Below are 23,227 nucleotides of genomic sequence, written 5' to 3'. Positions count from 1 at the left end.
CAGCACTGACCATCTAATGGAAAAATTTCCGTGAAGGAGCAATCGTGACCCTGATTTATGGCCACCGCGGCGCTAAAGGCGAAGCACCGGAAAACACCCTGACCAGCTTCCAGCAGTGCCTCAAGCATGGCGTGCGCCGCTGCGAACTGGACCTGCACCTGTCCATGGACGGCGAGCTGATGGTAATCCACGACCCGACCCTCAAGCGCACCACCGACCGCCGCGGCAAGGTGGTCGAACACAGCGCCGAAGAACTGGTGTCCTATGACGCTCGCAAGGGCGGCCCGGGGTGGGTCACGCCCTGCCCGATCCCGCGCCTGGAAGAACTGTTCGAAAAATGCGACTTCGAGCACTGGCAGCTGGAAGTCAAGAGCGCCTCGCGCACCCGTGCCGCCACCACGGTGCTGGCGATTCGCGAGATGGCGCAGCGTTTCGGCCTGCTGGACAAGGTCACCGTCACCTCCAGCTCACGGGAAGTGCTCAAGGCGGCTGTCGAGCTGACCCCGGACTTGTCGCGCGGACTGGTCGCCGAATACGCCTGGCTCGACCCGTTGAAGGTCGCGCAAAGCTACGGCTGCGAGATTCTGGCGTTGAACTGGACACTCTGCACCCCGGAGCGACTGCAACGGGCGCAGCGTCAGGGCTTGCATGTGTCGGTATGGACAGTCAACGAGCCTGCGCTGATGCGCAGACTCGCCGACTTCGGCGTAGACAGCCTGATTACAGACTTTCCCGGTTTGGCCAGCGCCACGCTCGAGAGTTACTGAAATCGGTCTCCCCGGCCGGCTCAGGCCACCGGCCGGAGTCGCTCAAAAAAGCCGGTTGAGGCCGTCGTAAGCGGCTACCCGATAGGCTTCGGCCATGGTCGGGTAGTTGAACGTGGTGTTGACGAAGTACTTCAGGGTATTGAGTTCGCCCGGCTGGTTCATGATCGCCTGGCCGATGTGCACGATCTCCGAAGCCTGGTAACCGAAGCAGTGCACGCCCAGGACTTCCAGGGTTTCGCGGTGGAACAGGATCTTCAGCATGCCTTGCGGCTCACCGGCGATCTGCGCGCGGGCCATGCTCTTGAAGAAGGCCTTGCCCACTTCATACGGCACCTTGGCCTGGGTCAGTTCCTGCTCGTTCTTGCCGATCGAACTGATCTCCGGAATGGTGTAGATCCCGGTCGGCACGTCGTTGACGAAGCGCCAGCTGCCGTTGTCGACGATGCTGCCGGCGGCCGAACGACCCTGGTCATGGGCGGCACTGGCCAGGCTCGGCCAGCCGATCACGTCGCCGGCGCCGTAGATGTTCGGCACGCAGGTGCGGTAGTTCTCGTCCACCTCGATCTGGCCACGGCTGTTGACCTTGACCCCGATGTTTTCCATGCCCAGCCGGTCGGTATTGCCGGTCCGGCCATTGCACCAGAGCAAGGCGTCGGCCTTGATCTTCTTGCCCGACTTGAGGTGCAGGATCACGCCATTGTCGAGGCCTTCGACGCGGTCGTATTCCTCGTTGTGGCGCACGGTGATGTTGTTGTTGCTGAAGTGGTAGCTCAGCGCCTGGGAGATCTCGGAATCCAGGAAGCTCAGCAACTGGCCGCGGTTGTCCACCAGCTCGACCAGTACCCCCAGGCCACTGAAGATCGAGGCGTATTCACAACCGATCACGCCAGCGCCGTAAACGATGAGTTTGCGCGGGGTGTGGCCGAGGCTGAGGATGGTGTCGCTATCATAGATACGCGGGTGGTGGAAATCGATATCGGCCGGGCGATACGGGCGCGAGCCGGTGGCGATGATGATGTGCTTGGCCACCAGCTTCTCGACCACGCCGTTGGCGCAGACCACTTCGATGGTCTGCTCGTCGGCGAAGCTGCCGGTGCCGAAGAACACATCGACCCGGTTACGCGCGTAGTAGCCGGTGCGCGAGGCAACCTGCTTGGAGATGACTTTCTCGGCGCTTTTCAGTACGTCGGGGAACGAGAACCAGCGTGGCTCGCCAATGGCCCGGAACATCGGGTTGGTGTTGAACTGCATGATCTGCCGGACCGAGTGACGCAAGGCCTTGGACGGGATGGTGCCCAGGTGGGTGCAGTTACCGCCGACCTGGCGACGGCTATCGACCATCGCTACCTTGCGCCCTGCTTTCGCGGCGTTCATCGCCGCACCTTCTCCAGCGGGGCCTGAACCCAGCACCACTACGTCGTAGTTGTAGACAGCCATGCGTACTCCTCAGAACAGGCCGCGGCACCCGTGTGGCACCTGCGGCTAAATCATGTCGCGGCCAGCGGCATGAAGGATCAATTTGGCTCGGTTACGAACCCGGGCACAGTCTATAGAAGCGTCAACGCCGCGCACATTAACCCTTGGTCGCGTCGCCGGCTACTTTTGCCTGCGACATCGCGCCGCGGCACCGCGCAAGATTACTGCTTTTGTCCGGCAAACAGGCGATCAAACGCGCGGTTGCTGCGTGTGACGAAGCCTGTATCGGCGCGAATCACAAAAAATGCGGCGATATCGTGTTTTTCCGCGTAATCCCAACCGCGCTCGGGGCCGAGGATCAGCAGCAGGGTCGACAGACCATCGGCCATCACGGCCGCAGGATGAATCACCGTGACCGAAGCCAGCCCATGCTCGACAGGCCTGCCGGTACGAGCGTCGAAGGCGTGGGAATAACGCTGTCCATCGCGCTGGAAATAATTGCGGTAGTCGCCGGAAGTCGAGATCCCATAACCATCGACGGCGATGACCCGCTCGGCCAGCTGTCGATCGTCCCGCGGCTCCTCCAGGGCAATGCGCCACGCCGAACCGTCGGGTTTCCTGCCGACTGCCTTGAGTTCGCCAGTGGCTTCGACCAGGTAACTGTCGATGCCCATTTCCGCGAGCCTGGCGGCAATCCGGTCCACCGCATGACCGGCGGCGATGCTGTTGAAATCCACCTCGACCGCGGCGTCCTTGCACAGCTGGTCGCCCTCGATACGCAGATGGGTATAGCCGACTCGCTGCCGCACCTGCGCCAGCGCCGTATCGCTCGGCACCGCCTCCCCGCGCCCCTGCGGACCGAAGCCCCAGAGGTTGAGCAACGGCTCGACCGTCAGATCGAAGGCGCCCTGGCTGTCCCGCGACAGCTGCTGGCCAACCTCGATCAAGCGCAGGACCGCCGCCGGCATCGCCTGGCAGCTATTGGCCGGCAGATCGTTGAAGCGTTCGATGTCCGAGTCGCTGCGATAGGTCGACATCTGCCGGTCGATCTGCGCAAGTATCCGCTCGACCTGGGCCTGCACCTCACTCGGCGCAGCCAAGCCTGCCCGCCTCACGTACTTGATCGAGTAGGTGCTGCCCATGGTCGGGCCGCCAAAACTTTCCAGCGAGTCGCCCCGACCGCATCCGGCCAGGGCCATTGCCAAAACGACAGGAAGCCCCCCTCGCACCCAAGATCCACCCAGCAAGACTTCGCCTCCCGACAATCGATTTCCCTCCCGGCTTCGTCCGACCAGGGCGGGCCATTATGCGGCAGCCAGCGCGGATTTGATGCAGGCCGAACCCGGCTCATCGTGAACTCGCTCCTGGGGGTTTATTCCGCGAACTAGCTGGCAATAAATCCCAAGCCGTCCATCTACTTAGCAAGCAAGCTAAGAGTTTTTGTTGCCTCGGCAGACTCATACACATATTGTTACAAACTGTCTGGCCTGCGGCTTAGCCGCCCCAGACCGGGCAGCCAGGACGGATAACAACCAGGGATCGCTAACAAAATAGCCAAAGTGAGTGAATAAAATGTCCACGACCACGGGCAAAGGCAAGGCGATCTTTCGCGTTGTCAGCGGCAACTTTCTGGAGATGTTCGACTTCATGGTCTACGGCTTTTACGCCACGGCCATTGCCAAGACCTTCTTCCCTGCCGACAGTGCTTTCGCGTCATTGATGCTGTCGCTGGCAACCTTCGGCGCCGGCTTCCTGATGCGCCCGCTGGGCGCGATCTTTCTTGGCGCTTATATCGACCGCCATGGCCGGCGCCGGGGCCTGATCATCACCCTGCTGCTCATGGCTGCGGGCACTGTGCTGATCGCCTGCGTCCCGGGTTATGCCACCCTCGGCGTCGCTGCGCCGTTGCTGGTGCTGCTCGGCCGCTTGCTGCAGGGCTTCTCTGCCGGAGTGGAGCTGGGAGGCGTCTCGGTTTACCTCGCGGAAATCTCCACTCCGGGCCGCAAGGGCTTCTTCGTCAGCTGGCAATCGGCGAGCCAGCAGGCCGCCGTGGTCTTCGCCGGCCTGCTGGGCGTTGGCCTGAACCACTGGCTGAGCCCGGAACAAATGGGCGACTGGGGCTGGCGCATGCCGTTCCTGGTGGGCTGCATGATAGTGCCGGCGATCTTCATGATCCGTCGTTCGCTGGAAGAAACCCCGGAGTTCCAGGCACGCAAGCACCGCCCTACCCTGCAGGAGATCATCCGCTCCATCGGCCAGAACTTCGGCATCGTCCTGGCCGGCATGGCACTGGTGGTGATGACCACTGTGTCCTTCTACCTGATCACCGCCTACACCCCGACCTTCGGCAAGGCCGAATTGCAGCTGTCGGACCTGGACGCTCTGCTGGTCACCGTGTGCATCGGCCTGTCGAACTTCTTCTGGCTGCCGGTGATGGGCGCCGTCTCGGACAAGGTCGGGCGCAAGCCGCTGCTGCTGGCGGCGACCATCCTGGCGATCCTCACGGCTTACCCGGCACTGTCTTGGCTGGTGGCCAACCCGAGTTTCAGCCACCTGCTGATCGTCGAGCTGTGGCTGTCCTTCCTCTATGGCTCATACAACGGCGCCATGGTGGTGGCTCTCACCGAGATCATGCCGGTTGAAGTGCGCACCACCGGCTTCTCCCTGGCCTACAGCCTGGCCACTGCCACCTTTGGCGGCTTCACGCCGGCGGCCTGCACCTACCTGATCCATGCGCTGGACAACAAGGCGGCGCCGGGGATCTGGCTCAGCGGCGCGGCGGTGCTGGGCCTGATCGCGACCCTGGTGCTGTTCCGCGGCAACAAGCATGAACTGCGCACTGCGCAGGCAGCAGTAGTGGGTGGCGCCTGATCGACAGCCTGCGCGGGCAAGCCCACACAATCAACTCATCCCTCCAGCCGTCAAACGCCACAAACAAAAACGCCCCGACAAGTCGGGGCGTTTTCATGTGCGGCTAAGGCTTAGCGCGGGAACGCAGGCGGGTTCACACCGGCCATGTCTTCCATCACGCGAACCACCTGGCAGCTGTAACCGAATTCGTTGTCGTACCAGACGTACAGAACAACGCGGTTATCCTGGGTAATGGTCGCTTCAGCGTCCACCACACCAGCGTGGCGCGAGCCCACGAAGTCGGTGGAAACCACTTCCTGGGAATTGACGAAGTCGATCTGCTTGTGCAGATCGGAGTGCAGCGCCATGTAGCGCAGGTACTCGTTCATCTCTTCACGGGTAGCGGCTTTCTCAAGGTTCAAGTTGAGAATGGCCATCGACACGTTTGGCGTCGGAACGCGGATCGCGTTACCGGTCAGCTTGCCGGCCAGCTCAGGCAGGGCCTTGGCGGCAGCGGTGGCAGCACCGGTCTCGGTGATGACCATGTTCAGCGCGGCGCTACGGCCACGACGATCGCCCTTGTGGAAGTTGTCGATCAGGTTCTGGTCGTTGGTGTACGAGTGAACGGTTTCGACGTGACCGTTGACGATGCCGAACTTGTCGTTCACGGCCTTGAGCACCGGCACGATGGCGTTGGTGGTGCAGGAGGCGGCGGAAACGATCTTGTCGTCAGCGGTGATTTCGGCGTGGTTGATACCGTGAACGATGTTCTTCAGCTTGCCTTTGCCAGGCGCGGTCAGAACGACGCGGTCGATACCCGGGCAGGCCAGGTGCTGACCCAGGCCGTCGGCGTCACGCCATACACCGGTGTTGTCCACCAGCAGCGCGTCTTTGATGCCGTACTGGGTGTAGTCCACCTCGGTCGGATTCTTCGCGTAGATAACCTGGATCAGGTTGCCGTTGGCGGTGATGGTGTTGTTGGCTTCGTCGATGGTGATGGTGCCGTTGAACGAACCGTGCACCGAATCGCGACGCAGCAGGCTGGCGCGCTTGGTCAGGTCGTTTTCGGCGCCTTTGCGCACCACGATGGCGCGCAGGCGCAGGCCATCGCCACCACCGGTTTTCTCGATCAGGATGCGCGCTAGCAGACGGCCGATACGACCGAAGCCGTACAGGACCACATCGGTGCCTTTGCGGGGCGAAGCGTTTTGCTGGCCAACCACGTCAGCCAGCTCTTCGCGAACGAATTGCTCGGCGGTGCGGCCATTGCCTTCGTTACGGAATTTGAACGCCAACTTGCCCAGGTCCACCGAAGCCGCGCCGAGCTTGAGCTCGCTCATGGCCTTGAGCAGTGGGAATGTTTCGTGGACGGAGAGTTCGCTATCGTCGGAAGAGCGATGGCGAGCAAAGCGGTGAGCTTTGAGAATCGCGATGACAGACTGGTTGATCAGGCTGCGGCCATAGATCGAACTCACCACATTGTTATTGCGGTAGAGCTGACCGATAAGCGGAATCATCGCTTCTGCGAGCGCTTCACGGTCGATCCATTCACCAAGACACTGGTCGGGCTTCTGAGTCACGGGAACCTTCCACATGTAGGGGCTGAAAAAAGGGGCTACATTATGCAGCCGAGTCCCCTGCGTAGCAATGCGCGCCTGTCGCGCGGAACGTAACAAAAACCCATCCGAAAAAAATACACCCCGCTCCAGCCCAGTAAATACGCGGCTTCCAGAAAGGCCTCATTTTGCGCGGTATCCCAGCGTTGTCTGTAACCCTCCGTAACACCGCCCCGATTCGGCACTACATTTCCCGCCAAAAAACGCGTTTTTTTGTCATAACCACTACATTTTCCGCAACCGCGTATTAGACACATCAGCAACTGACAGCCGGTACGCCGGACCGCTACAATTACCGACTTTGTCGCAACGCTGGAGCTCAACCTTCCGTGCCCGTTCTGCGTCTACCGCAACTCCCTGCCGCCGCCGGCAAACAGCACTGGGGCAATCTGCCCGGTGCCGCCCTCAGCCTCGCCATTGCCGAGGCTGCCAGCGCCGCCAAGCGCTTCACCCTGCTGCTGACCGCCGACAGCCAAAGTGCCGAACGGCTGGAGCAGGAGCTGAGTTTCTTCGCCCCGGATTTGCCCGTGCTGCACTTCCCGGACTGGGAAACCCTGCCCTACGACCTGTTCTCGCCGCACCAGGACATCATCTCCCAGCGAATCGCCAGCCTGTACCGGCTGCCGGAGCTGGAGCATGGCGTGCTGGTGGTGCCGATCACCACGGCCCTGCATCGCCTGGCGCCGACCAAGTTCCTGCTGGGCAGCAGCCTGGTGCTGGACATCGGTCAGAAGCTGGATGTCGAACAGATGCGCACTCGCCTGGAAGCCAGCGGCTATCGCTGTGTCGACACGGTCTACGAGCACGGCGAATTCGCGGTGCGCGGCGCCTTGATCGACCTGTTCCCGATGGGCAGCAAACTGCCTTATCGCATCGACCTGTTCGACGATGAAATCGAGACCTTGCGCACCTTCGATCCGGAAAACCAGCGCTCCATCGACAAGGTCGATTCGGTGCGCCTGCTGCCGGCGAAAGAATTCCCACTGCAGAAAGAAGCCGTCACCCGCTTCAAGGCGCGCTTCCGCGAACGCTTCGACGTCGATTTCCGCCGCTGCCCGATCTTCCAGGACCTGAGCAGCGGGATCACCCCGGCCGGCATCGAGTATTACCTGCCGCTGTTCTTCGAAGACACTTCGACCCTGTTCGACTATCTGCCCCAGGACACCCAGGTGTTCTCCCTGCCGGGCATCGAGCAAGCGGCCGAAAACTTCTGGAACGACGTGCGCAACCGTTACGAAGAACGCCGCGTCGATCCGTCCCGTCCTTTATTGCCGCCTGCCGAGTTGTTCCTGCCGGTGGAAGACTGCTTTGCCCGCCTGAAAAGCTGGCCGCGGGTGGTCGCCAGCCAGCAGGACATCGAGGCTGGCGGCGGCCGCGAGCGCTTCCCGGCGCAGCCCCTGCCCAACCTCGCCATTGAAGCCAAGGCCAATCAGCCGCTGGCGGCCCTGGCCAATTTCCTCGATGAATTCTCTGGGCGCGTGCTGTTCACCGCCGAATCCGCCGGACGCCGCGAGGTGCTGCTGGAGTTGCTGGAGCGCCTGAAACTGCGGCCGAAGACCGTCGACAGCTGGCCGGACTTCGTCGCGGGCAAGGATCGCCTGGCGATCACCATCGCACCGCTGGACGAAGGCTTGCTGCTGGACGATCCGGCCCTGGCGCTGGTGGCCGAAAGCCCGCTGTTCGGCCAGCGCGTGATGCAGCGCCGGCGCCGGGAAAAACGCGCCGACGCCAACAACGATGCGGTGATCAAGAACCTCACCGAGCTGCGCGAAGGCGCGCCGGTGGTGCATATCGATCACGGCGTGGGCCGCTACCTGGGCCTGGCCACCCTGGAAATCGACAACCAGGCCGCGGAATTCCTCACCCTCGAATACGCCGAGGGCGCCAAGCTCTATGTGCCGGTGGCCAACCTGCACCTGATCGCCCGCTACACCGGTAGCGACGATGCCCTGGCGCCGCTGCACCGCCTGGGTTCGGAAACCTGGCAGAAAGCCAAGCGCAAGGCCGCCGAACAGGTGCGCGATGTCGCCGCCGAACTGCTGGACATCTACGCTCGCCGCGCGGCCCGCGAAGGCTATGCCTTTGCCGATCCGAAAGCCGACTACGCCACCTTCAGCGCCGGCTTCCCGTTCGAAGAAACCCCCGACCAGCAAACCACCATCGAAGCGGTGCGCGAGGACATGCTCGCGGCCAAGCCGATGGACCGCCTGGTCTGCGGCGACGTCGGCTTCGGCAAGACCGAAGTGGCGATGCGCGCCGCGTTCATCGCCGTGCATGGCGGCAAACAAGTGGCGATCTTGGTGCCCACCACCCTGCTCGCCCAGCAGCACTACAACAGCTTCCGCGACCGCTTCGCCGACTGGCCGGTGAGCGTGGAAGTGATGAGCCGCTTCAAATCCGCCAAGGAAGTGAATGCCGCGGTGGCCGACCTGGCCGAAGGCAAGATCGACATCGTCATCGGCACCCACAAGCTGTTGCAGGACGATGTGAAGATCAAGAACCTCGGTCTGGTGATCATCGACGAAGAACACCGCTTCGGCGTGCGCCAGAAAGAACAGCTCAAGGCCCTGCGCAGCGAGGTCGACATCCTGACCCTGACCGCCACGCCGATTCCGCGCACGCTGAACATGGCGGTGTCGGGCATGCGCGACCTGTCGATCATCGCCACGCCACCGGCCCGACGCCTGTCGGTGCGCACCTTCGTCATGGAGCAGAACAAGAGCACGGTCAAAGAGGCCCTGCTGCGCGAGCTGCTGCGTGGCGGCCAGGTCTACTACCTGCACAACGATGTGAAGACCATCGAGAAATGCGCCGCCGACCTCGCCGAACTGGTGCCGGAAGCGCGCATCGGCATCGGCCACGGGCAGATGCGCGAACGCGAACTCGAACAGGTGATGAGCGACTTCTACCACAAGCGCTTCAACGTGCTGATCGCCTCGACCATCATCGAGACCGGCATCGACGTGCCGAGTGCCAACACCATCATCATCGAGCGCGCCGACAAGTTCGGCCTGGCCCAGCTGCACCAGTTGCGCGGCCGGGTCGGTCGCAGTCACCACCAGGCCTATGCCTACCTGCTGACGCCACCGCGCCAGCAGATCACCCCAGACGCGGAAAAGCGCCTGGAGGCGATCGCCAACACCCAGGACCTCGGCGCCGGCTTCGTGCTCGCCACCAACGACCTGGAGATCCGCGGTGCCGGCGAACTGCTGGGGGATGGCCAAAGCGGGCAAATCCAGGCGGTGGGTTTCACCCTTTATATGGAGATGCTCGAGCGCGCGGTGAAAGCCATCCGCAAGGGCGAGCAGCCGAACCTCGACCAGCCGCTGGGCGGCGGTCCGGAAATCAACCTGCGCCTGCCGGCGCTGATTCCCGAAGACTACCTGCCGGATGTGCACGCACGACTGATCCTGTACAAGCGCATCGCCTCGGCCACCGACGAGGACGGCCTGAAGGACCTGCAGGTGGAGATGATCGACCGCTTCGGCCTGCTGCCGGAACCGACCAAGAACCTGGTACGCCTGACCCTGCTGAAACTGCAGGCCGAGCAACTGGGCATCAAGAAGGTCGACGGCGGCCCGCAGGGCGGTCGTCTCGAGTTCGCCGCCGATACCCCGGTGGACCCGCTGGCGCTGATCAAACTCATCCAGGGCCAACCCAATCGCTACAAATTTGAAGGCGCCACGCTGTTCAAATTCATGGTGCCGATGGAACGCCCGGAAGAACGCTTCAACACATTGGAGGCGCTGTTCGAGCGCCTCACCCCGAAAACTGCTTGAAGGACGCCCCATGCGCCTGTTTCGCTCACTGACCTTGCTCCTGACCCTGGTCGCTCCCTCGGCGTTTGCCGACATGTATCAGGTCGAAATGATTCTGGTCCGGCAGAACGCGGTTCCCGCCATCGTCAGCCGCGCCGCCCCCGAAGACTGGGCCGCCGGCGCCCAACGCCTGGGCGCCGACAGCCAGCGCACCCCGGCGCTGGGTGGCGTGGTCGAGAAACTCACCGCCAGCGGCGACTACAGCGTGCTGATGCACAAGGCCTGGCAACAGGCGCTGGGCGAAAACCCGGTGAAAGTCGCGGTCAGCGAGGGCCAGGAACAGTTCGGCCAGTTCCCGATCGAGGGCACCCTGACCCTCAAGCTCGGGCGCTTCACCGATGTGGATGCGCAGTTCTGGGTCAACCGGATCGACAGCAACGGCCTGGTGACCGCCAGCGAACGCCTGAAACAGGAAAGCCACACCAAGAACGGCCAGCTCAACTACCTCGACAACGGTCACCTGGCCCTGCTGATCAAGATCACCTCGCTGTCGGCCCCCACGCCGCGCGAGGCGCCGCCTGAAATCGTGGACTGACAGAAGTCCCTATGCCCCCGACCCTGACCAAACCCCTGGCACCTTCCTGGGTCAGCCGATTCAAGGAACAAGCCCTGGAGCGTGGCCGCCGCTACGCCCTGGAGAACCGCGTCAGGATCGTCCAGGCCGGCGACAGCGTCATCACCGCCAGTTGCGAGGGCTCGGGAGGCAACGTCTATCGACAGACCATCAGCCTGCGCGAGTCGGCCAGGAACACCTTGCTGATGGTCGAAGCCTCCTGCACCTGCCCGGTGCGCAGCAATTGCAAACACATTGCCGCGGTGCTGCTGAAAATCGAGGAGACCCTGGCCTATCCGGCGGCGGCGAAAGACGCCGAGCTGCTGGAAAAACTCCAGGCCGTCCTGGAAAACCGTAGCCCCGCCCCGCTGCCGCAACAGATCGTCGACAACGTGCAGCCAGTGCCCCGGCTGTGGCTGGCCAGTATCGAGTTCAGCGCCTTCGAACCGCGTAACGGCAAGATGCAGCGCTACATCCAGCACCGTGCCGCGCTGTCGTTCAGCTACCTGGAGGAATACGTCAGCGGCCAGAAAAACGCCGACGTGGTGATTCGCCAGGAACACCAGACCCTGCGCATCAAGCGCCAGCCGGAAGTCGAACAACGCTATCGCGAACAGCTGCGGGCGCTGGGTTTCAAGATCGCCACCCGGCAAAGCAAAGCCCTGCCGGAAAGCGCCGGCGAGCTGTATGAAATGGTCAACGACAGCGCCTGGCTGACCTTCACCCTCAACGAACTGCCCAAGCTGCGCACCCAGGGCTGGGAGCTGCAGATCGACGACGACTTCGGCTTCGACCTGACTGCCGTGGACGACTGGTACGCCACGGTGGACGAAGCGCCGGGGCGCGACTGGTTCGACCTGGAACTGGGCATCATCGTCAACGGCGAGCGCCTGAGCCTGCTGCCGATCCTGCTCAACCTGATGCGCTCCCACACCGAGATTCTCAACCCGGAACGCCTGGCCAGACGCCGGGACGACGAGCTGATCCTGGTGAACATTCCCGGGCGCCCCAACTCGCCCAACGGTCCCCTGCAAGTGGCGCTGCCCTACGGCCGGCTGAAGCCGGTGCTGGCCACCCTGGGCGAGTTCTATCTGCAGGAACCCGGCGAAACCACACTGCGCCTGAGCAGTGCCGACGCGACCCGCCTCAATCCGCTGGAAGACCTGCCCCTGCTCTGGGAAGGCGGCGAACACATCCGCTCCTTCGCCCAGCGGCTGCGCGACATCAAGGACTACTCGGCCCCCGCGCCGGAGGGCCTGAACGCCACGCTGCGCCCCTATCAGCTCGAAGGCCTGAGCTGGATGCAGTCCCTGCGCCAGCTGGAAGTCGGCGGCATCCTGGCCGACGACATGGGCCTGGGCAAAACCCTGCAGACCCTGGCCCATGTGCTCAGCGAAAAGAACGCCGGGCGCCTGGACCGGCCGTGCATGGTGGTGATGCCCACCAGCCTGATCCCCAACTGGCTCGACGAGGCGGCGCACTTCACGCCGCAACTCAAGGTCCTGGCCCTGTATGGCGCCGGCCGCCATAAGCACTTCGCCCGGCTGAGCGACTACGACCTGATCCTGACCACCTACGCGCTACTGCCCAAGGATGTCGAGCAACTCGCCGCCCTGCCCCTGCATGTCCTGGTGCTGGATGAGGCGCAATACATCAAGAACCCGTCGAGCAAGGCGGCCCAGGCCGCGCGCGCGCTCAATGCCCGGCAGCGCCTGTGCCTGAGCGGCACGCCACTGGAGAATCACCTGGGCGAGCTGTGGTCGCTGTTCCATTTCCTGCTGCCCGGCTGGCTGGGGGACGTGAAGAGCTTCAATCGCGACTACCGCGTGCCGATCGAAAGGCATGCCAGCGAAGTGCGCCTGCAGCACCTCAATGGGCGGATCAAGCCCTTCCTGTTGCGCCGCACCAAGGAACAGGTGGCCACCGAACTGCCGCCCAAGACCGAGATCATCCATTGGGTGGAGCTCAATGAAGCCCAGCGCGATGTGTACGAAACCATGCGCCTGGCCATGGACAAGAAAGTCCGCGACGAGATCACCCGCAAGGGCGTGGCCCGCAGCCAGATCATCATTCTTGAAGCGTTGCTGAAACTGCGCCAGGTGTGCTGCGACCTGCGCCTGGTCAACGAAGACGCGGTGCCGGCGCGAGGCAGCTCCTCCGGCAAGCTCGACAGCCTGATGGAGATGCTCGAGGAACTGTTCGACGAGGGTCGGCGCATCCTGCTGTTCTCGCAATTCACCTCGATGCTGAGCCTGATCGAGGCCGAGCTGAAACGGCGCAACGTCGCCTACGCCCTACTGACCGGGCAGACCCGCGATCGCCGCACGCCGGTCAGGGACTTCCAGGGCGGCAAGCTGCAGATCTTCCTGATCAGCCTGAAAGCCGGCGGCGTCGGCCTCAACCTGACCGAAGCCGACACCGTGATCCACTACGACCCCTGGTGGAACCCGGCCACGGAAAACCAGGCCACCGACCGCGCCTATCGAATTGGCCAGGAGAAGCCGGTGTTCGTCTACAAGCTGATTGCCCGCGGCACGGTGGAAGAGAAAATCCAGCACCTGCAGCAGGAGAAGTCCGACCTGGCCGCGGGCGTGCTGGATGGGCGCAAGGCCGGGGACTGGAAGCTGCAGAGCGAAGACATCGAAGCCCTCTTCGCCCCGCTGCCCGACAAGAAAGGCGGACGCTGATCTGGAGCCGCTGGCGCGCCTGCGATCGGCTGCGCAACAGACGTAAAGCCTCATGATGTTTCAGTAATATCGCGGGCTCAGGTTTTGCGAGCGCTACGCGCTCGATCGCAGCCTGCGGCAGCGGCTACAGGTTTGCCGCGAGCACTCGCGCCAGCGTCGCCTGCACCTTGCCCATGCCGTCCTGCAACGCCTGCTCGATCTCGGCCATGGTAATCACCGCAGCGGACTTGCCCGCCGCCGGGTTCACCACCAGCGCCAGGCAGGCGTAGTCCAGCTCCAGCTCCCGGGCCAGCGCCGCTTCCGGCATGCCGGTCATACCGACGATGTCGCAGCCGTCACGTTCCAGGCGGGCGATCTCCGCCACGGTTTCCAGGCGCGGGCCCTGGGTGCAGGCGTACACGCCCTGACTGCTGAATTCGCAGCCTTCGGCGGCCAGCGCGGCAATCAATTGCTGGCGCAGCGACTCGCTGTAGGGATAGCTGAAGTCGATGTGGGTGACCTGCTCCAGGTCGTCGGCAAAATAGGTGTGCTCACGACCGCTGGTGTAGTCGATCAGCTGATGCGGCACGCAGAAATGCCCGGAGCCCATCGCCGGATGAATGCCACCCACCGCGTTGACCGCCAGAATCGCCTCGGCGCCAGCCTGCTTCAGCGCCCAGAGATTGGCCCGATAGTTCACCTGATGCGGCGGGAAGCGATGCGGATGACCGTGACGCGCCAGAAACAGCACCTCGCGACCGGCGTATTCACCCTTCTGGATATCCGCCGACGGAGCGCCATAGGGCGTGTCCAGGGGCAAGGATTGGTGAATGCTCAAGCCTTCGAGCCGGGTCAGGCCGGTACCGCCGATAATCGCGTAGACCGTCATCGCAAAAGCCCTTAATCGATCAGTTGGGCATCTTTGAGTGCGCCGAGCGCCGTCAGCCAACGCGGATCCTGACGATAGTCGGTGCAGGCAAACGCCTGGCCACGCATCCGCGCAATACGCGCCGACGGCGTCACTTTCAGACGCTGGGCCGCGCTCAGGGCCAGCTCGGCCGCTGCCCGGTCGTTGCACACCAGGCCCATATCGCAACCGGCCGACAGCGCCGCTTCGATCCGGCTCGCGGCATCGCCCACCACATGAGCACCGGCCATCGACAGGTCGTCACTGAAGATGACACCGTCGAACTGCAATTCACCGCGCAGGATCTCCTGCAACCAACGACGGGAGAACCCGGCTGGCTGGGCATCGACCTGAGGGTAGATGACGTGGGCCGGCATTACCGCTGCCAGTTGCTTGCTCAGGCGCGCGAAAGGCACCAGGTCCTTGGCGCGAATCTCGTCGAGACTGCGCTCGTCATTGGGGATCGCCACGTGGGAGTCCGCCTCGGCCCAGCCGTGCCCGGGAAAATGTTTGCCCGTGGCCGCCATGCCGGCGCTGTTCATGCCACGGATAAAGGCGCCTGCCAGCAAGGCGGCGCGCTCGGGGTCGCCCTCGAAGGAACGGGTGCCGACCACGGCGCTGCGCTGATGATCGAGGTCCAGCACCGGCGCGAAGCTCAGGTCCAGGCCGACGGCCAGCACTTCGGTGGCCATGATCCAGCCGCACTGCTCGGCCAGGTACTCGGCATTCGGATTGTCGGCGATGGCGCGCATGGCCGGCAGCCGCACGAAGCCCTGACGCAGGCGTTGCACCCGGCCGCCCTCCTGGTCCACCGCCAGCAGCAGGTCCGGGCGAATCGCCCGGATGGACGCGCTCAGCTCACGCACCTGCCGCGGATGCTCGATATTGCGGGCAAAGATGATCAGCCCGCCCACTTCGGGCTGGCGCAGGAGTTGGCGATCTTCAGCCGTCAGCCAGGTACCGGCGACATCCACCATCAAGGAGCCTTGCAGGCCTGTGGTCATAGCAATTCCTTAGTAACGAAGTGCGCGCACGGCACCGCAAAGGGTGCTGGCGTGGCGCGGACGCACGAGTCCATTGCCGGCGGCAAGGCCCGGCAAGCGACGATCGGCGAAAGGTGTGAAGAGAGGTAGGAAACGAGAGTTGGCATGGGCGGCTAGCTTAGCGGATGTAAGCTGCCGCGCCCACCCGGACGGTCAGGCCTTGGCGACCGCCGGAGTCGATTTGCTGCGCGGCTTGAGCTGCGCTGTGGCCATGGCATCATCGGTGACGCCGGTTTCGGCGCGCATGCCGGCCGCGAGGAACGGCACCATCAGACGCATTACCTGCTCGATCGAGGTATTGACCCCGAAGTCGGTCTCGGCAATCGCACGCAAGGCCTTGATCCCCGACATGCTGAAAGCCGCCGCTCCCAGCATGAAGTGCACACGCCAGAACAGTTCGATCGGTGGGATACGCGGCGCGGCTTCGTTGACCAGCAGCATGTAGCGGCGGAACACCTTGCCGTACATGTCTTCCAGATAACGCCGCAGGTGCCCCTGGCTCTGGCTGAAGGCCAGGCCCAGAAGGCGCATGAAAATGGACAGGTCGTTGCCGCTGCGAGGCTGGACCACCAGGGCCTGCTCGACGAGGATTTCCAGCAACTCTTCAAGACTTGGCTTGCTGTCCGGCTTGGCCGAACGCCGCTCCAGCTCACGGTCGAGGCTGATGCAGAACGGCCCGAGGAAGCGCGAGAACACCGCCTGGATCAGGGCCTTTTTGGAACCGAAATGATAATTCACCGCCGCCAGGTTGACCCCGGCCTTGCTGGTGATCAGCCGCAATGAGGTTTCGGCAAAACCTTTTTCCGCGAACAACTGCTCGGCAGCATCGAGAATGCGTTCAACGGTTTCCGACTGGGCCATGGCTACTCCGCCTGACAAACACTTGTTTGAAACATACGTTTCAGCCCCAGCCTTGTCAAGCCTGCCTGTCCGTTTTGCGGCCGGTCAGTCAGTTATTTAATCATACCTGCCGCTTCCTGTAGCCAGCCACGCGACACCAGGCATGCGCAGCGGCGACCCGACCGTCCAGCGGCGATTGGAAAAAGGAGGATTGCCAAGCCGCATTCACTGTATATAATTCCAGTCACTGTATAAAAAGACAGAGCGATCGACATGCTAAAACTGACGCCACGCCAAGCTGAGATTCTGGCTTTTATCAAACGCTGCCTCGAAGACAACGGCTACCCACCGACCCGCGCGGAAATCGCCCAGGAACTGGGTTTCAAGTCGCCCAACGCCGCCGAAGAACACCTCAAGGCGCTGGCCCGCAAAGGCGCGATCGAAATGACTCCAGGCGCCTCCCGCGGTATTCGTATCCCGGGGTTCGAAGCCAAGCCCGACGACTCCAGCCTGCCCATCATTGGCCGGGTTGCCGCCGGTGCTCCGATTCTCGCCGAACAGCACATCGAAGAGTCCTGCAACATCAATCCGGCCTTCTTCCACCCTCGTGCGGACTACCTGCTGCGGGTTCACGGCATGAGCATGAAGGACATCGGTATTTTCGATGGCGACCTGCTGGCCGTGCATACCACTCGCGAGGCCCGCAACGGCCAGGTCGTCGTCGCCCGCATTGGCGACGAAGTCACCGTGAAACGCTTCAAGCGCGAAGGCAGCAAAGTCTGGCTGATTGCCGAAAACCCTGAGTTCGCCCCTATCGAAGTCAACCTGAAAGATCAGGACCTGGTGATCGAAGGCTTGAGTGTCGGCGTCATTCGCCGCTAAAGGAGGCTGTATGCAGTTCCCTCACACACCACAGCATGCACAACTGCCACTGTTCGAAGCGTTCATGGCCCAACCCCTGGCGCCTATCCTCAAAGAGGTCGTCGAATCGCCCTGGAGCAACGAACCGGAAGCCTTCAGTGAACTGTCGTTACGCGGTGCCGCCGGGAACTGCCTGAGCCTGCTGGCGCCCATCCTCAGGGAACTGAGCCAGGACCAGGATGCGCGCTGGCTGACATTGATTGCCCCGCCGGCCAGCCTGACCCAGGCCTGGTTGCGGGATGCCGGCCTGAACCGCGAACGGATTCTGCTGCTGCACCCGCGTGGCGCCCAAAGCGCGCAACAGCTGGCTTGCGAGGCTCTGCGCCTGGGACGCAGCCACACCGTTGTCAGCTGGCTCAACCCGCTGAACAGCAGCGCCCGTCAACAGCTCATCAGCGCAGCCCGCACGGGCGACGCACAAAGCCTGAATATTCGTCTGGGCTGACCGCTAGAAGCGTCGATGGATACGCTTGAATGACACAAGGCTTCTCCAGGATTGAGAAGCCGAAAGGAGGCGACGAACGACAGCAAAAAAACCGACAAACGGACTCAGTGAAGAATCCGTGGCCCCTCTTCTTTCTCCAATTCGCCTTCAACCAGGCGACCCGCCATCTGCACACCCACGCTCAACATGGCCTTGGCCACCTCGACATGCTGGCCTTGCAAGAAGGCTTTGGCATCTTCTGAAAAGTCCAGAGTGACCAGAGAACCCTCGTCCTCGGCCCTGCGCAGCTCGATACGACCGTCTGGCAATTCGACAATTTCTAGAAAGGACGTTGGCATAAAGGTCTGTTCTCCACGAAAGGCCGGGATTATATCAGTCATCACCCCGACCTCGCGCGGGCCCAAACGGTTTTCTTTATTGGCCTGACGTTACAAACAGGCATTTGCCATCAGAAATTCGGCCTGTAATCAAAACTCGCGGCGGCTTCCTTATCGGAAAACGGCGTAATGGCCTGCTTCTTGTTGATGACCGTGTTGACCATCGAACTGGGGAACATCTGAATGCAGTTATTGAACTCCTCGACAGTCCGGTTGAAGACCGTAACGGCAGCTGCAATGTTCGCCTGCTGTTCGACGATTTCCTTCATCAACCCACTGACGATTCCCGCCGCCTTGAGTTCCGGATAGGCCTCAAAGGCCATGTTCAGGCCACCCACCAGTTCCCTAGTGGCCATTTGCGTCGACTTCAGCGCCTCACCACTGGCCGCCTCAGGCAACCTTCCGAGGGCCGAACGCAGGCCCACCACTTTCTCCAGCACGTTGCTTTCATAGATCTTGAAGCTGGAAGCCTGCTCCTCCAGGGCATCCAGCACCTTGATCTTCTGCCGCTCATACACGAGCACATCGGCCCATGCGCGCTGAGCACGGTTCCCTGCGCCGACAATCTTGTTGTAGTAGTACCAGAGGAGCCAGGCCACCAGTATCGCTGTAAGAAGGATGATCATTTACTGCTCCATGTCCTGCGTTCTTTTCTTCGGTAGATTGAAATTGTCGTCATGCAACTCGGCAAACTGGTGCAACAGCTCCAGCACCGGCCTCAGGCGCGGCATCGTCGCCCCCTGCATCAAGCCGGCATGAAAGGCGACCGGCTCCGCAAGGCTTACCGCCGAGGTAGCGATGCCAACCACATCATCATTGTTGAAGCTCACGCATAGGCGACTCTGGGAGGAAAACTCGAAACTGACGTCTTTCAGCTCCTTGGCGATCTGCAGCAACTTGAGCACGGTGACCGGCGTGGCGAAAGTCGCGCAGGCCATCTCCGTCGCGCCAGTCAGGGTGAAGGCAGAATTGAATTCCCGAGTCGTGGTCTTGTAGAGATGCTTGCGGTCCATGGCTCGATGCTTGTCACCACGAACGGCAACCTCGGCTGTCCAGGGAAAATCGAACACCAAGCTATAGCGGTCATACCCAACATAGCGGGTTCTGGTTTCCCTTCGAGAACCGCCCTTGCCATCGGAAACCGATACTTCGTAGGTTTCCATATCGACGTAATGCAGATGGTGGAAAGCGTAAGGCAGATCGTGCACCGCACCGTTATAAACGCCCAGCAGCGTGTTCTTGAGCTCACGGGAATAGTTACCCCGACGATAGTGCGCAAACTCATTCATCATCACGGCCAAGGTGAAAATCCCCGAAGCCGACGCATCACCTACACCAGCGCTGAGCAGAGCCGCTTTACGAATGATCTTCTGCGATAGCGCCTTCACCACATCCGGATGAATGAAGTGGTTGGCGCCACGCCGGCGCATCAGATAGATCCCGGGAATCAGCAACGGCCAGACCAGTATTCCGACAATGCACAGGCACCAGGCCAGTTTTTTTGAATTGGGATCTGAACGACTAAGGACAATAGGTTCGGGAAAATCGCGAATCTGCTCCACCGCCTTGAGCAAATCCCGGGACGAAGCGGCCGCGTCCGCCAGACGATCGACACGATCGAACAACGCAGGCAGCGCATTCGTCTCTGTAGCTGAAGCCATTACTCATCCTTGAATGATTGGTCGTACTCGAAGATATCCGCTAGCGGCGGCTCAACACTCATTCAGGCCGTCACGGAAGCGAATCGCCAAAGCCTTGAGGTTCTGACGCCATTGCTCCAGCTCTTCCCGGCTCAGTTGCGGTGCCTGCTCTTCTTCATCGAGGTTCACTGCGACAATCAACGGCTGGGTGACATCGCCCTTGGGTTTATGCGGCACCCGCGGTGGCTGGAACATCGCCGAATGGGCAGCCAGCAGCTTCGCCAGCCAGGTCTCCGGGTTATGGGCCAGTTCCACCAGCTCGGCCAGCTCGGGGATGGCGATACTTTCCAGCACCTCACGGGTGAGCAGCAGCTCCGCGCGGGGCGCATTGGCCTGTGGGAGGCGATAGAAGCCGGCGATTTCATGGCACAAGCCAAGCAGCGCGCCATACAGGTGAAACAACACTGACTCTCGTCCCGCCTGCACCAGCGCCTGAGCATTCATTGCCCCGCCCGCTTCGGCTCGCGCCAAGGCTTCCAGCGACAGACCGGCGAAGTAAATTTTCTGGTTGGTGCGGGTATAGAGTTCGTGGGCCATGACGGCAATCTCCACAACGAATAGATAACAGCAGGCTGGCCGTACAGTGTCGTGGAACACTCCAGCCCACCGCAAGCCCAAAAGAAAGGCCGCGTACCCTTGAGAGGTTTACGCGGCCTTTTCAGAAGCGTCCGATGCGGACCTTAACGCTTGTCTTCGACCTTCCAGCTACCGCCGTCGTAGAACGCACGCCAGCCGGTCGGCTTGCCGTCGACTTCGGTCTGCACGTATTGCTCCTTGGTCTTGCGGCTATAGCGGATCACCGCCGGGCGACCGTCCGGGTCCTTCTTCGGCGCTTCGCAGAGGAAGTGATACTTCGGATCGATCTCGTCCTTGTGCGGGATCAGCTCGAGCACCAGCGGTGCGCGGGTTTCACGGTTTTTCGGGAACTGGCTGGCCGCCAGGAACAGACCCGATGCCCCGTCGCGCAGGATGTAGGTGTCGTTGACCTTCTCGCATTTCAGCTCGGGCATCTTCACCGGATCCATCTTCGGTGGTGCCGCGTCACCGCTCTTGAGCAGCTTGCGGGTGTTCTTGCAGGTCGGGTTGGTGCACCCGAAGAACTTGCCGAAACGGCCGGTCTTGAGCTGCATCTCGCTGCCGCACTTGTCGCATTCCAGGCTCGGACCTTCGTAACCCTTGATGCGGTAGCTGCCCTCTTCGATCTCATAGCCCGCGCAATCCGGGTTGTTACCGCAGATGTGCAGCTTGCGTTTCTCGTCCAGCAGATAGGCGTCCATCGCCGTGCTGCAGATCGGGCAACGGTGCTTGCCGCGCAGTACCAGCGACTCGGATTCACCCTCGTCGTCCGCGGCGATCTCATCGCCCGGCACCAGGTTGACGGTAGCCTTGCAGCGTTCTTTCGGCGGCAGGCTGTAACCCGAACAGCCGAGGAATACACCAGTCGACGCGGTGCGAATCTGCATCGGGCGACCACAGGTGAGGCACGGGATATCGGTCATCACCGGCTGGTTGGCGCGCATACCGCTGTCGCTGCCTTCGGCCACTTCGAGCTTCTTCTTGAAGTCGCCGTAGAACTCGTCGAGGACGTTTTTCCAGTCACGCTCGCCCTGGGCCACGTCATCGAGGTGCTCTTCCATGCCGGCGGTGAAGCCGTAGTCCATCAGGTTGGAGAAGCTCTCGGACAGACGCTCGGTGACGATGTCGCCCATCTTTTCCGAATAGAAACGACGGTTGTGCAGCGCCACGTAGCCACGGTCCTGAATCGTGGAAATGATCGCCGCATAGGTCGAAGGACGACCGATGCCACGTTTTTCCATTTCCTTGACCAGGCTGGCTTCGGAGTAACGCGCCGGCGGCTTGGTGAAGTGCTGGCTCGGGTCGAGCTTGATCAACTTCAGCACATCGCCCTGCGCCATGTCCGGCAGGACATCGTCGTCGCCCGGCTTGCTCATCTGCGGCATGACCCGGGTGTAACCGTCGAACTTGAGGATGCGGCCCTTGGCACGCAGCTCGAAGCCACCAGCGGCGACACTGACGGTGGTCGACAGGTATTGTGCCGGCAGCATCTGGCAGGCCACGAACTGGCGCCAGATCAGCTCGTAGAGCCGCTCGGCGTCACGTTCCATGCCCGACAGCTTGCTTGGATGGGTGTTCACATCGGACGGACGAATCGCTTCGTGCGCCTCCTGGGCCCCTTCCTTGCTGCTGTAGAAGTTCGGCGAGGACGGCAGGTATTTGTTGCCGAACTCTTCTTCGATATAGGTCCGCGCCATCGTCAGGGCATCAGCCGAGAGGTTGGTCGAGTCGGTACGCATATAGGTGATGTAGCCGGCTTCATACAGACGCTGGGCCATCATCATGGTTTTCTTCACCCCGAAGCCCAGGCGGTTGCTCGCGGCCTGCTGCAGGGTGGAAGTAATGAACGGGGCCGACGGCTTGCTGCTGGTCGGTTTGTCTTCGCGCTTGGCGATGGTGTAGGTCGACGCCTTGAGCTTCTCCAGCGCCGCCATGGCCTGGGCTTCGTTCAGCGGCTTGAAGGCCTCGCCGTTTTCCCGGGCCACTTCGAAGCGCACATTGGCGCCCTTGGCGGTGCCGAGGTCGGCGTGAACTTCCCAGTATTCTTCAGGGATGAAGGCACGAATTTCGCGCTCGCGCTCCACCACCAGCTTCACCGCCACCGATTGCACACGACCGGCAGACAGGCCACGGGCGATTTTCGCCCACAGCAACGGCGAAACCATGTAACCCACCACGCGGTCGAGGAAGCGACGCGCCTGCTGGGCGTTGACCCGATCGATATCCAGCTCGCCCGGCTGGGAGAAGGCTTCCTGGATCGCCTTCTTGGTGATTTCGTTGAACACCACGCGCTTGTAGCGGCTGTCATCCCCACCAATGGCTTCCCGCAGGTGCCAGGCAATGGCCTCCCCTTCGCGGTCCAAGTCCGTTGCGAGATAGATGGTGTCGGCATCCTTGGCGAGCCGGCGCAGCTCTTCGATGACTTTTTCCTTGCCTGGAAGGATCTCGTACTTGGCTTTCCAGCCGTGGTCCGGATCGACTCCCATGCGCGAGACCAGCTGCTTGCGCGCCTTCTCCTTGGCCGACAGCGCCGGTGCTTCACCAGCAGCCGCCTTGCCACGCTTGGCGGCAGGCTCTTTGGCGGCGCTCGCCGAACCACTGGTGGGCAGGTCTCGGATATGGCCGATACTCGACTTCACCACGTATTGGTTACCCAAGTACTTGTTGATGGTCTTGGCCTTAGCCGGGGATTCCACAATGACCAGCGATTTGCCCATGGATCGGAAAATTCC

Annotated in this window: 18 protein-coding genes; 7 read left to right on the top strand and 11 right to left on the bottom strand. The window is 62.1% G+C overall.

Features of this window, described 5'->3' with window-relative positions:
* Window positions 1-44 precede the first annotated feature (44 nt).
* The gene (locus BMY68_RS02350; RefSeq protein WP_007926940.1) at window positions 45-767 is read left to right on the top strand and encodes a glycerophosphodiester phosphodiesterase; all 723 of its coding nucleotides are present in this window, start codon (window positions 45-47) and stop codon (window positions 765-767) included.
* A 42-nt stretch (window positions 768-809) separates the two neighbouring features.
* Here the strand turns inward: BMY68_RS02350 and sthA are convergent, their stop codons facing one another.
* Together sthA and BMY68_RS02340 are read right to left on the bottom strand one after the other, a co-directional pair.
* A complete protein-coding gene (gene sthA, locus BMY68_RS02345) occupies window positions 810-2,204 on the bottom strand; it encodes a Si-specific NAD(P)(+) transhydrogenase (RefSeq protein ID WP_007926939.1) in 1,395 nt (464 codons plus the stop codon).
* A gap of 200 nt (window positions 2,205-2,404) precedes the next feature.
* Window positions 2,405-3,382: an FAD:protein FMN transferase gene (locus tag BMY68_RS02340; RefSeq protein ID WP_085530304.1), complete on the bottom strand. Its 978-nt coding sequence runs from the start codon at window positions 3,380-3,382 to the stop codon at window positions 2,405-2,407.
* A gap of 373 nt (window positions 3,383-3,755) precedes the next feature.
* On the opposite strand from BMY68_RS02340, the gene BMY68_RS02335 reads away from it, so the two are divergent.
* Window positions 3,756-5,054: an MFS transporter gene (locus BMY68_RS02335; RefSeq protein ID WP_085530303.1), complete on the top strand. Its 1,299-nt coding sequence runs from the start codon at window positions 3,756-3,758 to the stop codon at window positions 5,052-5,054.
* Between the two features lie 110 nt (window positions 5,055-5,164).
* Here BMY68_RS02335 and BMY68_RS02330 read toward each other — a convergent pair whose 3' ends face one another.
* On the bottom strand, window positions 5,165-6,628 hold the full coding sequence (locus tag BMY68_RS02330; RefSeq protein WP_007921292.1) for a glyceraldehyde-3-phosphate dehydrogenase: 1,464 nt from the start codon (window positions 6,626-6,628) through the stop codon (window positions 5,165-5,167).
* Between the two features lie 350 nt (window positions 6,629-6,978).
* On the opposite strand from BMY68_RS02330, the gene mfd reads away from it, so the two are divergent.
* The 3 genes from mfd to BMY68_RS02315 are packed head-to-tail and all read left to right on the top strand — an operon-like array spanning window position 6,979 to window position 13,707.
* Window positions 6,979-10,428 (top strand): transcription-repair coupling factor, encoded by a 3,450-nt coding sequence (gene mfd, locus BMY68_RS02325; RefSeq protein WP_085530302.1) that lies wholly within the window; start codon window positions 6,979-6,981, stop codon window positions 10,426-10,428.
* Between the two features lie 10 nt (window positions 10,429-10,438).
* The gene (locus BMY68_RS02320; protein ID WP_085530301.1) at window positions 10,439-11,002 is read left to right on the top strand and encodes a CsiV family protein; all 564 of its coding nucleotides are present in this window, start codon (window positions 10,439-10,441) and stop codon (window positions 11,000-11,002) included.
* 11 nt (window positions 11,003-11,013) lie between these two features.
* Window positions 11,014-13,707, top strand: a complete 2,694-nt coding sequence (locus tag BMY68_RS02315) for a DEAD/DEAH box helicase (RefSeq protein ID WP_085530300.1) — start codon at window positions 11,014-11,016, stop codon at window positions 13,705-13,707.
* 124 nt (window positions 13,708-13,831) lie between these two features.
* On the opposite strand, the gene BMY68_RS02310 is transcribed toward BMY68_RS02315, so the two are convergent.
* From BMY68_RS02310 to BMY68_RS02300, 3 genes are all read right to left on the bottom strand, one after another.
* The gene (locus BMY68_RS02310) at window positions 13,832-14,575 is read right to left on the bottom strand and encodes an S-methyl-5'-thioinosine phosphorylase (RefSeq protein ID WP_009042984.1); all 744 of its coding nucleotides are present in this window, start codon (window positions 14,573-14,575) and stop codon (window positions 13,832-13,834) included.
* Window positions 14,576-14,586: 11 nt separating this feature from the next.
* A complete protein-coding gene (gene nagZ / locus BMY68_RS02305; RefSeq protein ID WP_175534822.1) occupies window positions 14,587-15,585 on the bottom strand; it encodes a beta-N-acetylhexosaminidase in 999 nt (332 codons plus the stop codon).
* A gap of 204 nt (window positions 15,586-15,789) precedes the next feature.
* Window positions 15,790-16,497, bottom strand: a complete 708-nt coding sequence (locus BMY68_RS02300) for a TetR/AcrR family transcriptional regulator (protein WP_009042982.1) — start codon at window positions 16,495-16,497, stop codon at window positions 15,790-15,792.
* Window positions 16,498-16,749: 252 nt separating this feature from the next.
* Between BMY68_RS02300 and lexA the strand changes: the two genes are divergently transcribed.
* Both lexA and sulA read left to right on the top strand, forming a co-directional pair.
* Window positions 16,750-17,358: a transcriptional repressor LexA gene (gene lexA / locus BMY68_RS02295; RefSeq protein ID WP_007921301.1), complete on the top strand. Its 609-nt coding sequence runs from the start codon at window positions 16,750-16,752 to the stop codon at window positions 17,356-17,358.
* 10 nt (window positions 17,359-17,368) lie between these two features.
* Window positions 17,369-17,842, top strand: coding sequence for an SOS-induced cell division inhibitor SulA (sulA, locus tag BMY68_RS02290; RefSeq protein ID WP_007921302.1), 474 nt, complete (start codon window positions 17,369-17,371; stop codon window positions 17,840-17,842).
* Window positions 17,843-17,946: 104 nt separating this feature from the next.
* Here the strand turns inward: sulA and BMY68_RS02285 are convergent, their stop codons facing one another.
* The 5 genes from BMY68_RS02285 to topA all read right to left on the bottom strand — a co-directional run bounded on the left by BMY68_RS02285 (window position 17,947) and on the right by topA (window position 23,212).
* Window positions 17,947-18,180: a hypothetical protein gene (locus tag BMY68_RS02285; protein ID WP_009042980.1), complete on the bottom strand. Its 234-nt coding sequence runs from the start codon at window positions 18,178-18,180 to the stop codon at window positions 17,947-17,949.
* Window positions 18,181-18,290: 110 nt separating this feature from the next.
* On the bottom strand, window positions 18,291-18,845 hold the full coding sequence (locus BMY68_RS02280; RefSeq protein WP_009042979.1) for a LemA family protein: 555 nt from the start codon (window positions 18,843-18,845) through the stop codon (window positions 18,291-18,293).
* Window positions 18,846-19,880 carry a hypothetical protein gene (locus BMY68_RS02275; RefSeq protein ID WP_085530299.1) on the bottom strand — a complete coding sequence of 345 codons (1,035 nt, stop codon included), beginning with the start codon at window positions 19,878-19,880 and terminating at the stop codon, window positions 18,846-18,848. It lies immediately after the preceding gene.
* A 51-nt stretch (window positions 19,881-19,931) separates the two neighbouring features.
* Complete coding sequence (locus BMY68_RS02270; protein ID WP_007921306.1) at window positions 19,932-20,456, bottom strand: DUF6586 family protein; 525 nt, start codon at window positions 20,454-20,456, stop codon at window positions 19,932-19,934.
* Between the two features lie 143 nt (window positions 20,457-20,599).
* Window positions 20,600-23,212 (bottom strand): type I DNA topoisomerase, encoded by a 2,613-nt coding sequence (topA, locus tag BMY68_RS02265; protein WP_007921310.1) that lies wholly within the window; start codon window positions 23,210-23,212, stop codon window positions 20,600-20,602.
* Window positions 23,213-23,227: the final 15 nt, after the last annotated feature.

The sequence above is a fragment of the Pseudomonas sp. NFACC41-3 genome (assembly GCF_900109505.1).
GTDB lineage: Bacteria > Pseudomonadota > Gammaproteobacteria > Pseudomonadales > Pseudomonadaceae > Aquipseudomonas > Aquipseudomonas chlororaphis.
Note: the sequence above shows the minus strand (reverse complement) of the source record. Positions and strands in the feature narration are given on the sequence as shown.